Source organism: Arthrobacter crusticola (genome assembly GCF_004357995.1).
Lineage (GTDB): Bacteria > Actinomycetota > Actinomycetes > Actinomycetales > Micrococcaceae > Arthrobacter_D > Arthrobacter_D crusticola.
The window spans coordinates 273,435-286,231 of record NZ_SMTK01000004.1 but is presented as its reverse complement, the minus strand read 5'-3'; the positions used below and the strand labels follow the sequence as shown (position 1 = coordinate 286,231).

At 69.1% G+C, this 12,797-nt stretch carries 12 protein-coding genes; 5 read left to right on the top strand and 7 right to left on the bottom strand.

The features are described 5' to 3' along the window. Positions 1-155: 155 nt before the first annotated feature. The gene (locus E2F48_RS13030; RefSeq protein ID WP_246018975.1) at positions 156-788 is read left to right on the top strand and encodes an FAD-dependent monooxygenase; all 633 of its coding nucleotides are present in this window, start codon (positions 156-158) and stop codon (positions 786-788) included. 16 nt (positions 789-804) lie between these two features. Here E2F48_RS13030 and E2F48_RS13025 read toward each other — a convergent pair whose 3' ends face one another. Beyond that, on the bottom strand, positions 805-1,434 hold the full coding sequence (locus tag E2F48_RS13025) for a copper resistance CopC family protein (RefSeq protein ID WP_133404398.1): 630 nt from the start codon (positions 1,432-1,434) through the stop codon (positions 805-807). 100 nt (positions 1,435-1,534) lie between these two features. Between E2F48_RS13025 and E2F48_RS13020 the strand changes: the two genes are divergently transcribed. Further along, a complete protein-coding gene (locus E2F48_RS13020) occupies positions 1,535-2,983 on the top strand; it encodes an NCS2 family permease (protein ID WP_133404397.1) in 1,449 nt (482 codons plus the stop codon). Between the two features lie 21 nt (positions 2,984-3,004). Here E2F48_RS13020 and E2F48_RS13015 read toward each other — a convergent pair whose 3' ends face one another. Together E2F48_RS13015 and E2F48_RS13010 are read right to left on the bottom strand one after the other, a co-directional pair. Continuing rightward, entirely contained in the window at positions 3,005-3,817 is an 813-nt protein-coding gene (locus E2F48_RS13015; RefSeq protein ID WP_133404396.1) for a spermidine synthase, read from the bottom strand. Next, complete coding sequence (locus E2F48_RS13010) at positions 3,817-4,155, bottom strand: thiamine-binding protein (protein ID WP_133404395.1); 339 nt, start codon at positions 4,153-4,155, stop codon at positions 3,817-3,819. Before E2F48_RS13010 ends, E2F48_RS13015 begins: the two co-directional genes overlap by 1 nt. A 93-nt stretch (positions 4,156-4,248) precedes the next feature. Between E2F48_RS13010 and pta the strand changes: the two genes are divergently transcribed. Both pta and E2F48_RS13000 read left to right on the top strand, forming a co-directional pair. Beyond that, positions 4,249-6,375 (top strand): phosphate acetyltransferase, encoded by a 2,127-nt coding sequence (gene pta / locus E2F48_RS13005; protein WP_133404394.1) that lies wholly within the window; start codon positions 4,249-4,251, stop codon positions 6,373-6,375. Beyond that, entirely contained in the window at positions 6,372-7,508 is a 1,137-nt protein-coding gene (locus tag E2F48_RS13000) for an acetate/propionate family kinase (RefSeq protein WP_133404393.1), read from the top strand. Before pta ends, E2F48_RS13000 begins: the two co-directional genes overlap by 4 nt. A gap of 112 nt (positions 7,509-7,620) precedes the next feature. On the opposite strand, the gene E2F48_RS12995 is transcribed toward E2F48_RS13000, so the two are convergent. Further along, complete coding sequence (locus E2F48_RS12995) at positions 7,621-7,932, bottom strand: AzlD domain-containing protein (RefSeq protein ID WP_133404392.1); 312 nt, start codon at positions 7,930-7,932, stop codon at positions 7,621-7,623. Next, on the bottom strand, positions 7,932-8,660 hold the full coding sequence (locus E2F48_RS12990; RefSeq protein ID WP_133404391.1) for an AzlC family ABC transporter permease: 729 nt from the start codon (positions 8,658-8,660) through the stop codon (positions 7,932-7,934). Before E2F48_RS12990 ends, E2F48_RS12995 begins: the two co-directional genes overlap by 1 nt. Positions 8,661-8,769: 109 nt before the next feature. Here E2F48_RS12990 and E2F48_RS12985 point away from each other — a divergent pair, with 109 nt between their 5' ends. After that, positions 8,770-9,945, top strand: a complete 1,176-nt coding sequence (locus E2F48_RS12985) for a zinc-dependent alcohol dehydrogenase (protein WP_133404390.1) — start codon at positions 8,770-8,772, stop codon at positions 9,943-9,945. Here the strand turns inward: E2F48_RS12985 and E2F48_RS12980 are convergent. Both E2F48_RS12980 and E2F48_RS12975 read right to left on the bottom strand, forming a co-directional pair. Then, positions 9,923-11,758: a glycoside hydrolase family 15 protein gene (locus E2F48_RS12980; protein ID WP_133404389.1), complete on the bottom strand. Its 1,836-nt coding sequence runs from the start codon at positions 11,756-11,758 to the stop codon at positions 9,923-9,925. The genes E2F48_RS12985 and E2F48_RS12980 overlap by 23 nt on opposite strands. A 36-nt stretch (positions 11,759-11,794) precedes the next feature. Next, positions 11,795-12,664 (bottom strand): glycerophosphodiester phosphodiesterase, encoded by an 870-nt coding sequence (locus E2F48_RS12975; RefSeq protein WP_133404388.1) that lies wholly within the window; start codon positions 12,662-12,664, stop codon positions 11,795-11,797. Between the last annotated feature and the right edge of the window lie 133 nt (positions 12,665-12,797).

Sequence of the window (12,797 nt, the reverse complement as noted above, 5' to 3'; positions counted from 1 at the left end):
ATAGGCTTCGTGAAATCGAGACCCGGAGGTCCGCCGTTCGGCGTGCTGCTCCGCGCTTCGGTTCCCGTCCGACCCGTTCGCGGCCGGGAATCAGTACGGCCCGGAAGAGGCGCCGGGCCGTACTGTGCTCTTCTTCGAACCGGAGGTACTTCGTCGTGGATTTGCTGCCGCCGGACCCAGCGCATGCCCTGCCCGAGGCGTCCACGGCGGCAGAACTGACCACCACGGTTGTGATCGGCTCCGGGCTGCCGGGACTTGCCGTCGCCAGCGAACTGAGCCGCCACGGCATCGACTCGATCGTCGTCGAAGGGGTCGACTGCCTCGACTCCGGCCCGCTGCGCACGGTGATGAGCGACTCCGTCTCCCTGTCGGAGAGGTCCGAACTGCTGCGCCTGCTCAGGGCCTATGCCTCGAGCCACTGCCTCGATGTCCGGAGCGCGACGCGTTGCGAGGATCTCAGCATCATCGGGCACTCCACCCTCCTTCCGGCGCGTGTCCCCTCAAGCAAGAAGTGGGCCATCCAGACCGCCGACGGCGTGCTGCTGGCCGATCATGTGGTGCTGACCAAGTATCCGCAGAACCAGCTGCGCCGGTTCCTGCGCTCACTCGGAATCGCCATCGGCGCTGACTTCCGCGCGGCCCTGGCCGCGATCGGCCTTCATCTGGTGGGCGTGGGCGAGGTGCTCACCCCGACGACGCGGGAGATTGCGCGTCAGGCGAAGCTCGTCAGCGACACCATCGCCGCCTCGGGCCAGGCCGGCAGGGGCCGTATCACCAGTTCCGTCTAGGCACTCCCGGTGCGGGCTACCGGTTGGCGCCCAGCCGCTTCCGGGCCGTTGTGGCAAGCACCGCGGCGAGCGCGAGCAGCACGATGGCCATGACCGCAATGCTCCAGGGGAAGTCGTCCGTTCCAGCGGCCTGCGGCGTCTCCTCCTCCGCCTCGGCGGGCGCGATCGGCACGGCCGTGCCCGCCGAATCCGGCGCGGCCGAGGTTCCGGACTCAGCGGTGAAGGTCAGGACCCCCTCGATGGGGTGGGAGTCCGAGGACACCACCCGCCAGTTGACCGTGTACTCCCCTGCCGGGGCCCCCGCGCGCACGCTCTGCTCCGCAGTGTTGTCCGTGATCCGAACGGGCCCGTCGGACCAGGACTTACCCTTGGCGTCAAGCACCTCAACCTGCGCACCAAGGCCCGAGGGGACACTCGAGAAGGTGAGCTCGATCGCTCCAGGAACCGCGGCAACGGTTGCGCCGTCGGCCGGGTTGCTGCCCGACAGGTCGTCGTGGGCGGCCGCCGGTCCGGCCGCCAGGCCGAGGAGGACCAGCAGGATGAGCCCCGGGGCCAGGACGGCGCGGGTCAGGACGGTGCGGGCCCGGCCGGCGGAGGTCCGCCGGCTGCGGTGGAGGCGGGAGGGGCTGAAAGCGGAGAAAACCATGGCTTCAGCCTACGCTCCGCGCCGGCGTAACCCATGGGTGATTGGCCGGCGCCGGGATAGAATCTGCTCGGTTTCCCTTCCTCCTCTCCAAGGATTGATCATGCTCAAGACGGGTTCGGCGCTCGACCGCTACTTCGAGGTCACCTCCCGGGGATCCACCTATTCGCGGGAAATCCGCGGCGGCGTGGCGACCTTCTTCGCGATGAGCTACATCGTCGTCCTGAACCCGCTGATCCTCTCCGGGGCCGACGCCTCGGGCACCGAGCTCGGCTTTGAACGGGTCGCCGCGGTGACGGCCCTGGTCGCGGGTATCCTCACCATCACGATGGGCGCCTGGGCCCGGTACCCGTTCGCGCTCGCGACCGGCCTCGGGGTCAACGCCTTTGTCGCGATCACCGTCGCCACCAACCCCGGACTGACCTGGCCCGACATCATGGGCCTGGTGCTGCTGGCCGGGCTCACCATGCTGCTGCTGGTGCTCACCGGCTTCCGGACCGCCGTGTTCAACGCGGTCCCGGAGAGCCTGAAGACGGCCATCGTCGTCGGCATCGGGCTGTTCATCGCGCTGATCGGGCTCGTCAACGCCGGCTTCGTCCGGCGCATCCCCGACGAAGCCCAGACCACCGTGCCCGTCGGCCTCGGCTTCGAGGGCGTCCTGCTCGGCTGGCCAACGGTCGTCTTTATTTTCGGCCTGGTGCTGACCATCGCCCTCGTGGTGCGGCGGGTCCGCGGGGCGATCCTCATCGGCGTCCTCGCCGCCACGGCCCTCGCCGTGATCATTGAAGCCGTCGCCGACATCGGCCCGAGCTTCATCCCGGGCCAGGACCCGAACCCGCAGGGGTGGTCGCTGGTCGTTCCCGAACTGCCGACGGGCGCCTGGGTCGGAGCTCCGGACCTCGGACTGCTCGGCAACGTCAGCCCGTTCGGGGCGTTCGGCCACCTGGGAGCCACGGCCGCGCTGCTGCTGACCTTCACGATCCTGCTCAGCATCTTCTTCGACGCCATGGGCACCATGGTGGGCCTGGCCAACGAGGCGAAGCTCGTCGACGCCCGCGGCAACATCCCCGGCGTCAACCGGGTCCTGATCGTCGACGCCCTCGGCGCTGTCGCCGGCGGCGCCGGCTCGGTGTCCTCAAACCAGATCTACGTCGAGTCCGGGGCAGGCATCGGGGAAGGCGCGCGCACCGGCATCGCAAACATCGTGACCGGCGTCCTGTTCCTGCTGGCGATGTTCGTCACCCCGTTGATCAGCCTCGTGCCCTTCGAAGCCGTGGCGCCCGCCCTGGTGGTCGTGGGCTTCATGATGGTCTCCCAGGTGGGCCGGATCGACTGGCAGGACTGGGGGATCGCCATCCCCGCGTTCCTGACCTTCACCCTCATGCCGTTCACCTACTCGATTGCCAACGGCCTGGGCGCCGGGTTTATCGCCTTCGTCCTGGTCCGCACCATCCAGGGCCGGGCGCGGGAGATCCATCCGCTGATGTGGGCGGTGGCGGGGGCGTTCGTGATCTTCTTCGGCATCGGCCCCATCGAGCAGATCCTGCTCTAGCGGAGCCGGACCGGGCAGGGCTCAATCGGTGAGCGGCTGCGCTCCGGAGGCAAAACGGCGCACCTGGTCGTCCTGCCACAGGTGGGCGGGCACGCCCCCGCCGAGCAGCCCCCGGGCCAGTCCGGGGCCCTCGCCGAGCGGGCCGTCGCTTCCGGCGATGATGACGTTGCCGTAGCGGCGTCCCTTGAGCATCGCCGGATCGGCAACGATCGCCGTGTTCTCGAAGACCGAGGCGATGGTCGCCGCTTCCCGGCGCGCCATCTTCAGGTCGGGGCTGTCGCCGCAGTTGACCAGGTAGATCCCGTCGGCGGCGAGGACCTTCTTCGCCTCCTGCGTGAACTCCACGGTGGTCAGCGGGTGCGGGGTGCGGCTGCCTGCGAACACGTCGCGGATGATGAGGTCCCGGCTGGCCTCCGACAGCGACCGGGTCACCTCCCGCGCCTCCCCCACCCGGATACGCACCAGCGGGGCCCTCGGCAGGTCGAACCACTGGCGCACCAGCTCGGCCAGCTTTCCGTCGAGCTCGACGACGACCTGCCGGGCGGCCGGGTGCGCCGCGGCGATGTAGCGGGGCAGTGAGCACGCCCCGCCACCCAGGTGCAGCACCCGGAGCCGGTCACTCGGGCCCCAGCGGGCGTCGACGAGGGCCGCGATCCAGCGCATGTACTCGAAGTCAAGGCGCAGCGGGTCGTCGAGGTCGATGTGTGAGCTTGGGACTCCGTTGACGCGCAGCACCCACCCGTTGGTGCTGTAGGGATCGGGCTCGAGTTCACAGGTGCCCGTGTCGATCGGAAATTCGCCCGCAACCGGCGCCGGCGCCCCCTGGCGCGCCATCAGGAGTGGCCCTCGAACTCCTGCATCTCCCCCAGGGCCTTCTCGAGCCGTTCGACCTTGCCGGTGATTTCACCGGTGTGCCCGGGCCGGATGTCGGCCTTCAGCACCAGCGATACCCTGCTGCCGTACCGGCCGGCGGCCTCGGTGGCATGCTTAATGACGGTCATCACCTCGTCCCACTCGCCCTCGATCGTGGTGAACATCGAGTCGGTTGAGTTGGGCAGGCCGGACTCGCGTACGACGGCGACGGCGGCGGCCACCGCTTCATGGACCGAGTCGCCCCCTCCCCTTGAGTGCTCGGAGGGTCCGGACGGTGCGACTGAGAAGGCGACAAGCATGGTCCAAGTGTCCCAGAAACCGCCGCCCGCGTCCCGCCTGCGCGTGTGGCCTGCGTTATGGCACCCCGGGCAGGTCCCTGACAGGATGGTGAAATGACCCGCGGAATATACGTCAGCGCCATGAACCCAGGCTCCGGCAAGTCCCTGATCTCCCTTGGCCTCGCCGATATGCTCCACCGGCACGCCGACCGGGTCGGTTTCTTCCGGCCGATCGTCGAGGGCGACGACCCCGCCGCGGACCCCATGGTGATGCTGATGCAGCGCAGCTTCAATCTTCCGCCCGAGCGCTCCCGCGGCGGCCTCACCCGCGCCCAGGCCCGTGCCCTGCTGGTGGCCGGCAACCGTGAGGAGATCGACACCGCGTGCGTGGCGATCTACAGCGAGATCGCCAGCCGGTGCGACGTCGTCATCGTCGAGGGCACCGACCTGGGCGGCCACGACGCCGCCGTGGAGTTCGACCTGAACGCCCGCCTCGCCAACAATCTCGGGGCGATGGTGCTGGCCGTGGTAAGCGCCCGGGAGATGTCGGTGGCGGAGGCCGCCGACGCCGTCGACGTGGCCCGCCAGGAACTCGATGAGGCCAAGGTATCCCTGCTCGCCATGATGGTGAACCGCGCCCCCGACGAGGCGGTTGAAGGGATCCGCACCGAGGTCCGGCCGGGCCGCTCGGGGCGGCCCGTCTATGTCATCCCCGAACTGCCTGAAATCGCCCGGCCCACCATCTCGGAGGTCGCCGCGGAGCTGGGGGCGAAGCAGATAGCCGGAAGCACCAATCTGGAGCGGGATGTGCTTTCCGTCCGGGTCGCCGCGATGAATGTGGGCAACTTCCTGCACCTGCTCACCGACGGCGCCCTGGTGATCGTCCCCGGCGACCGCGCCGACGTGCTGGCCGCGACCCTCGCTTCCTCCTTTTCGCCGGAGTTTCCCGTACCCTCGGGGCTCGTCCTCACCGGCGGCCTCGAGCCCGACCCGCACCTGCTGCCCCTCCTGGCCCAGGCCCCGTTCCCGGTGTTCGCGCTCGACGATGACACCTACACCGCGGCCCAGCGGGTCGGCGGGGTGCGCGGGGAGATCGCCACGGGACTGCGGCGGAAGTCGGCCGCCGCGCTCGGGGCCTGGTCGCGGCAGGTGGACGAAGAGGAACTGCTCGAGCGCCTCGCGCTTCCGCGGGCCATCTCGATGACGCCGCTGCGGTTCCTCCACGAACTCATCCAGCGGGCCCGTTCCCAGCGCCGCTCAATCGTGCTTCCCGAAGGAACAGACATCCGGATCCTTCGCGCCGCAGAAATTCTGCACCGCCGGGACGTGTGCGACCTGACCATCCTTGGCTCCGAATCGCAGGTGAAGGAACTGGCGGCCGGCCAGGGCATCGACCTCGCCGGTATCACCCTGATCGACCCCGAGACCTCGGAGCTGCGCGAGGAGTTCGCCGCGGAATACGCCCGGCTCCGCGCCCACAAGAACGTCTCGATCGAGGACGCGCGGGAACGCATGCTTGACGGCGCATATTTCGGCACTATGATGGTCCAGCTGGGCTACGTGGACGGCATGGTGTCCGGGGCCGCCCACACCACCGCCAACACCATCCGGCCGGCACTGGAGTTCGTCAAGACCCGCGAGGGCGCCCGGATCGTCTCCTCCGTCTTCCTCATGCTGCTCTCCGACCGGGTGCTGGTCTACGGCGACTGCGCGGTGAACCCCGAACCGAACGAGGAACAGCTGGCCGACATCGCCTCGGCCTCCGCCGACACCGCCGCACAGTTCGGCGTCGAACCGCGCGTGGCGATGCTCTCCTATTCCACGGGCGAATCGGGCTACGGCGGGGCCGTCGACGAGGTCCGCCGCGCCACCGAACTCGTGAAGGCGCTCCGGCCCGAGCTTCCGGTCGAGGGCCCGATCCAGTACGACGCCGCCGTCGATGCCTCCGTCGCGGCATCGAAGCTCCCGGGGTCCTCTGTGGCCGGACAGGCGACGGTCTTCATCTTCCCGGACCTCAACACCGGCAACAACACCTACAAGGCCGTCCAGCAGTCGGCCGGCGCCGTCGCCGTCGGGCCGGTGCTCCAGGGCCTCCGCAAGCCCGTCAACGACCTCTCCCGCGGCTGCACCGTTGAGGACATCGTCAACACCGTCGCCATCACCGCGGTGCAGGCCCAGCAGGCACCCCCCGCCGCGGTCGCCGCGGCAACCGCACCGACCCCAGGAAAGCAGCAGGCATGATCATCCTCGTCATCAACTCCGGCTCGTCCTCACTCAAGTACCAGGTGCGTGAGGGCGACGACGTCCTGGCGCAGGGGCTGATCGAAAGCATCGGCGAGGAATGGGTTCCCGACCACGCCGCGGCGATCGAACACTTCGACACCGAACTCGCGGTCATCCTGCAGGGGAAGACCATTGACGCCGTGGGGCACCGGGTGGTCCACGGCGGCGAGCGCTTCGGGGAACCGGTGCTCATCACCCCGGAGATCATCCGTGCCATCGAGCGCCTCAACCCGCTGGCACCGCTCCACAACCCGGCCAATGTGCTGGGCATCCGGGCTGTCGCCCAGAAGTGGCCCGGCATCCCGCAGGTGGCCGTGTTCGACACCGCTTTCCACCGGACCCTCCCGGAGCGGGCCTGGCGCTACGCAGTGCCCGACGAGCTCTACACGAAACACGGGATCCGGCGTTACGGCTTCCACGGCACCTCCCACGACTACGTCACCCGGAAGGCCGCCGAATTCCTTGGTACCCCGCGCGAAAACTTCAACGCGGTCATCGCGCATCTCGGCAACGGCGCATCGGTGACGGCGGTGCGCGGCGGCCGGAGCATTGACACTTCGATGGGCTTCACCCCGCTCGAAGGACTGGTGATGGGCACCCGATCGGGCGACATCGACCCGTCGATCCTGCTGTTCCTTGCCCGCGAGGGGTATTCCCCCGAGGATCTCGACACCCTGTTGAACCGCGAATCGGGGCTGCGCGGGTTGGCCGGCACCAACGACATGCGTTCAGTGGAGAAGGCCGCCGACGGCGGGGACAAGGCGGCGCAGCTCGCCCTTGAGATCGCCGCCTACCGCCTCGCGAAGTACGTCGGGGGCTATCACGTGGCGGTCGGCGGGGCACACGCCCTGGTGTTCACTGCAGGCATCGGCGAGAATTCCTCGTCCTTCCGCTCTCTGGTGGCGGGCCAGCTCACGGCGCTCGGCATCGAACTCGACCCTGACCTCAACGAACTGCGTGGGTCGTCGGCGCGCGTGGTCAGCACCGCGGGCTCGGCGATGCCCGTGCTGGTCGTGCCCACCGATGAGGAGGGCGCAATCGCCGAAGCGACCGCCGCCACTGTCGGTGCCGCCGCCGCTGCGGGCAGCTAAGCGAGGCCGCACTGCCGCGCCACCCGCCGACATCGGACACGGCCGGACAGGCAGACAGGGCAGGACGGGCACACAGGGCAGGCGTCAGGGCAAGGCCATGAGGCCTGGGACGTCAGGGCAGGCCCGCCATCCGTGCCGCTGCGGCGGCCAGCGCCCCGGCAGCGACCACGATGAGGAACGGAGCCCGCAGCCAGAGGGCGACGGCGGCCGCGGCGGCGGCCGCGAGCCGCGCGTCAGGCACGAGGGCGCTGCCCGAGGAGACGGTAGTGACGACGGTCAGTGAGGTCAGCAGCCCCACGGTGAGCGCCCCCGCGGCGCGCAGCATGCGTGGATTGCCCAGGATCCGGGCGGGCACCAGATAGCCGGCAAGCTTGGTGGCGAAGGATACGCAGCCGGCGGCCAGAATCCAGAACCACAGGACCATCAGGCACCCCCGTCCGGGCCGGGCTGCGGTCCCTGCCGTTCGTCCGCCGCCGCGTCCGGGGAGCGCGGACCCGCCCGGCGCAGGCCAAGGACGGCGGCCACCACGGCAGCGCACAGGATGGGAACCCCCGGCGGGGCCAGGGGCACGGCGACGACGGTCACCACGGCGCAGGCCACCGCGATGGCACCGGCCTCCCGGGAGCGCAGCCGCGGCCACAGCAGCCCGAGGAAGGCGGCCACGGCGGCGCCGTCGAGTCCCCACTGCCGCGGGTCGCCCACCGCTCCGCCGAGCAGCGCGCCCACCAGGGTGAAGACGTTCCAGAGCACGAACACGCCGATGCCGGCGGTCCAGAAGCCGCGCTTCGCCTCCGGCAGCTCACTCTGGGCGGTGGCAGTAGCGACTGATTCATCGATGGTGAGCTGCGCGGCAGCGGCCTTCCGCCAGCCCCGCGGGCGCAGCAGGAAATTGAGCTGCATTCCATACACGCCGTTGCGCAGCCCCAGCAGGGCAGCGGCCGACAATGCCGACAGCCCGCTGCCTCCACCGGCCACGACGCCAATGAAGGCGAACTGCGAACCTCCACTGAACATCAGCAGGCTCAGGGCCGCCGTCTGGGCGAGGCTGAGGCCGGACGCGGCGGACAGCGCCCCGAAGGAGATGCCGTAGAGGCCGGTGGCGACGGCCACCGAGAGGCCCACGCGGACGGCGGGTGAGGCGAGGAGTTCCACCGAATCAGGGTAGTGGGTGCGGCCCGGCTTCTCCCACCCGGCTTTGCTTTCCGGCCGGTCCGGTGAATAGTAGGGAAAGACAGCACCCTTACTACCTTTGGAGGCAGGCGTGAAAGCAGTGACTTGGCAGGGCCGGCGGAAGATCAGCGTTGAGGAAGTCCCGGACCCGATCCTTCAGGAGCCAACGGATGCGATCGTGAGGATCACCTCCACCGCCATCTGCGGCTCCGACCTCCACCTGTACGAGGTCCTCGGGCCGTACCTGTCGCGGGGGGACATCCTGGGCCACGAGCCCATGGGCATCGTCGAGGAGGTCGGCAGCGAGGTCACGAACCTGGCGCCCGGGGACCGCGTCGTCATCCCCTTCAACATCTCCTGCGGCCACTGCATGATGTGCCGCAGCGGGCTGCAGTCCCAGTGCGAGACCACCCAGGTCCGTGAAAAGGGAACCGGCGCGAGCCTCTTCGGCTTCTCCTCCCTGTACGGCTCGGTGCCGGGCGGCCAGGCCCAGTTCCTGAGGGTCCCGCACGCCAACTACGGACCCATCAAGGTGGGATCCGAGCTTCCCGACGAGCGCTACCTCTACCTCTCCGACATCCTCCCAACGGCATGGCAGGGGGTGAAGTACGCCGACGTTCCCGACGGCGGAACCCTCGCCGTCTACGGGCTCGGCCCGGTGGGCCAGTTCGCGGCGCGCATCGGCCGGCACCTCGGCTACCGGGTCATCGGCATTGAACCGGTCGCCGAACGCCGGGCGATGGCCCAGCGCCACGGCATCGAGACCCTGGACTTCTCCAAGAACCTGGGCGAGGAGCTGCGCAGCATGACCGGAGGGCGCGGGCCCGACTCGGTGGTCGACGCCGTGGGGATGGAGGCCCATGGCTCCCCCGCCGGCGCGTTCGCCCAGAACGCGGTCGGCCTGCTGCCTGACGCCCTGGCCCGCAAGGCCGTCGAAACCGCGGGGATTGACCGCCTGAGCGTCCTGCACTCGGCCATCGATTCGGTGCGACGGGGTGGAACCGTGTCCCTCAGCGGGGTTTACGGAGGCAATGCGAACCCGATGCCGCTGTTCACCATGTTCGACAAGCAGCTCCAGCTGCGAATGGGCCAGTGCAATGTCCGCCGCTGGACCGAGGACCTGCTTCCCCTCGTTGAGGACCCCGCCGACCCCCTGGGCGTCACCGACCTGATGACCCACGAGGTCTCAATCGATGAGGCCCCGGAGGCCTACGCCAGCTTCCAGAAGAAGCAGGACGGGTGCATCAAGGTTGTTCTAAAGCCGTAACCCCAAGGGCGCCGGCCAGGGAGGACGGCTGCAGGGCGCCGGCGTAGTGGATCGCGTCGGCGGCCCGCACCAGGGTCAGGTGGGAGAACGCCTGCGGGTAGTTTCCGACCATGGTGCGGGCCTCGGCGTCGTACTCCTCCGAGAGCAGCCCCAGCTCGTTGGCAAAACCGATCAGCCGGTCCATGAGGGCCCGCGCCTCCTCGCCGCGCCCGCTGCGGGCGTACTGCTCCACCAGCCAGAAGGAGCAGGCGAGGAACGGGTGCTCGCCGGGCTCAAGCCCGTCGTCGGACTCGTCGGTTCGGTAGCGCAGCAGCAGCCCCTCATCGGTGAGGAGGTCCTTCTCAAGCGCCGCCACCGTCCCGAGCATCCTCGGGTCGTCGTAGGCGAGGAAGCCGACCTGCGGCAGCTGGAGCAGCGACGCGTCGAGCTGCTCCTCACCGTAGGCCTGCGTGAAAGAGTTGAGTTCCTCATTGAAGCCGTGCTCCATCACCTCGGCGTGCAGTTCGTCGCGCAGTGCGATCCACTGCTCAAGCGGGCCGTCGAGCCCGTGGTCCTCCACTGCACGGACTGCGCAGTCGAACGCCGCCCACATCATGACCCGGGAGTGGGTGAAGTGCTTGAGGTCCCCGCGCATCTCCCAGATACCGTGGTCCTTGTCGTGGAGGTGGTTCTCGGCGAAACCGAGAAGTGCGCGCTGCAGCGGCCAGGAGAAGTGGTCCTCGGTCACCCCATGGCAGCGGAGCTTCTCGAGGGCTACGATCACCTCGCCGACGACGTCGGCCTGGTACTGGTGGACGGCGCCGTTGCCGATGCGCACCGGCAGGGAGTCGCGGTACCCCGGCAGGTGGGAAAGAATGGTTTCGGGAAGGTGCCGTTCCCCGGCCAGGCCGTACATGATCTGGAGGTCCTCAGGATCCCCGGCCACCGCGCGGAGGAGCCAGTTCCGCCACTCGAGCGCTTCCTCCTGGTAGCCGTGGGTCATCATCGCCTCAAGCGTCAGGGCCGCGTCCCGGAGCCAGCAGTAACGGTAGTCCCAGTTGCGTTCGCCGCCGAAGTGCTCGGGCAGGGAGGTGGTGGGCGCCGCGACGATCCCGCCGGTGTCCTCATGCGTCAGGGCCCGGAGCACCAGCAGCGACCGCTTCACCATGTCGTCGTACTCGCCCTGCGGCTCGTAGTTCGACGCCCAGGCCCGCCAGTAGGCGATGGTGCTCTCGAGGCAGGGCGCGGCCTCCTGGCTGCGCGGGGCGGTGCGGTGGGAGGGGAACCATGCCAGCTCGATGTCAAGGCGTTGGCCCGCCGTGACCGTCAGCGTCCCCTCGTGGCGGTGCCCCGAGGCCTTCAGGGGGTTCCCGCGGTGCATCAGGGCGTTGGGGCCGGCAGTCGCAAGCAGCATGGGGCCGTCGTCGTCGTGGGCCTTGCGCACCCACGGAACCACGTCGCCGTACTCGAAACGCAGCTGAAGCTCCTCACGCATCGTGACGGTCCCGCTGATTCCCTCGACCCTCCGCACCAGGGACGCCCGGCGGTCCTCCACCGGCATGAAGTCGGTGACCAGCGCCTCCCCGGTGCTGGTCCGCCAGCGCGTCTGGAGCACGAAGGTCGAATCGAGGTACGCACGCCCGATCACTTCCGCCTCCTCCTCGACAGGGGCGAGCAGCCAGCGGCCGTGGTCCTCGGTGCCCAGCAGCTTGGTGAAGACGGACGGGGAATCAAAGCGGGGAAAGCACAGCCAGTCCACGCTGCCCCGGCGCGATATCAGCGCGCCGGTGTGAAGGTCCGATACCAGTGCGTAGTCCTCAATGGGCGAATGCATGCATTAACTCAACCACAAAGCGGAGTGCCGGGAGCCCTATCCGCCTGAGGAAATTGCAAAGAACGATCGCATTTCCGCTGGATAGTCGGTGGTGATTTCCTGGACCCCCAGCCCCGCCACCAGCTCGGCTTCCTCCTGCGTATTGACCGTCCACACCCGCACCCGGACGCCCTCCGATACCCACCGGCGCACGATGTCCTGGTGCGCCCTGACGTAGGCCACGCCCGGCCCTGCCATCCCGACGGTGTGGGCGTCGATCAGCGCCTCACCCTCGTCGATGGCGCGCCGCATGAGGTTGACCACGGCGCCCGACGTAATCGAACCGAAACTCAGCGCCTCCCGCACCTCATCGGGCTCCACATCGGCTACCAGCTGGCACAGGGCATGCGCCGGGGCGATCTCTCCGAGCTGGTGCATCGAGTCGGGGTTGAAGCTCATGAAGCTGATGGTGAGGTTGCCGAGGGTCGAGCTCTCCGGATCCCACCCCTCGTCGAGGAGGAACGCGACAAGCTCGGCCTCAAGGCGCAGGCCGAAGGGACTCGGGTGCTTGAGTTCGATGGCCAGGGCGATGCTCCGCCCGGCGGACCGCAGCAGCCGCAGGAGGTCCGCCAGGGTCAGCAACTGATTCCGGGGTCCGCCGTACTCGGCAGGAACCGGGACGCCCTTCCACGAGGAGAAGTCGAGCTCCCGAAGCTGGGCCAGGGTGTGGTCCGCAACGTCACCCGAGCCGTTCGAGGTCCGTTCAAGGGTCGGATCGTGGATGCAGACGAGCTGCTCGTCGCGGGTCAGATGCACGTCGCACTCGACGCCGTCGGCGCCGTCGGCCAGGGCCTGGAGAAAGGCCGCGCGGGTGTGCTCGGCGTAGATGCCGCTGGCACCCCGGTGGGCGAAGATCTGTGGACTCATGCTTGACCCTACTTTCGGTTCTTTCCCGGCGGCCGAACCTTCCCTGGATCACGGTACGCGATGCGGACGCCGGCAGGGACATCGGGCGGCCGCGCTCGATAGACTGTGCTGGTGAATGTAACGCCGGGAACCG

Bases quoted from the DNA above. Each gene is read 5' to 3' on its own strand.
- E2F48_RS13025 (WP_133404398.1), bottom strand. From the start codon at position 1,434: ATGGTTTTCTCCGCTTTCAGCCCCTCCCGCCTCCACCGCAGCCGGCGG.
- E2F48_RS13015 (WP_133404396.1), bottom strand. From the start codon at position 3,817: ATGGCGCGCCAGGGGGCGCCGGCGCCGGTTGCGGGCGAATTTCCGATC.
- E2F48_RS13000 (WP_133404393.1), top strand. From the start codon at position 6,372: ATGATCATCCTCGTCATCAACTCCGGCTCGTCCTCACTCAAGTACCAG.
- E2F48_RS12995 (WP_133404392.1), bottom strand. From the start codon at position 7,932: ATGGTCCTGTGGTTCTGGATTCTGGCCGCCGGCTGCGTATCCTTCGCC.
- E2F48_RS12980 (WP_133404389.1), bottom strand. From the start codon at position 11,758: ATGCATTCGCCCATTGAGGACTACGCACTGGTATCGGACCTTCACACC.
- pta (WP_133404394.1), top strand. From the start codon at position 4,249: ATGACCCGCGGAATATACGTCAGCGCCATGAACCCAGGCTCCGGCAAG.
- E2F48_RS13010 (WP_133404395.1), bottom strand. From the start codon at position 4,155: ATGCTTGTCGCCTTCTCAGTCGCACCGTCCGGACCCTCCGAGCACTCA.
- E2F48_RS12975 (WP_133404388.1), bottom strand. From the start codon at position 12,664: ATGAGTCCACAGATCTTCGCCCACCGGGGTGCCAGCGGCATCTACGCC.
- E2F48_RS13020 (WP_133404397.1), top strand. From the start codon at position 1,535: ATGCTCAAGACGGGTTCGGCGCTCGACCGCTACTTCGAGGTCACCTCC.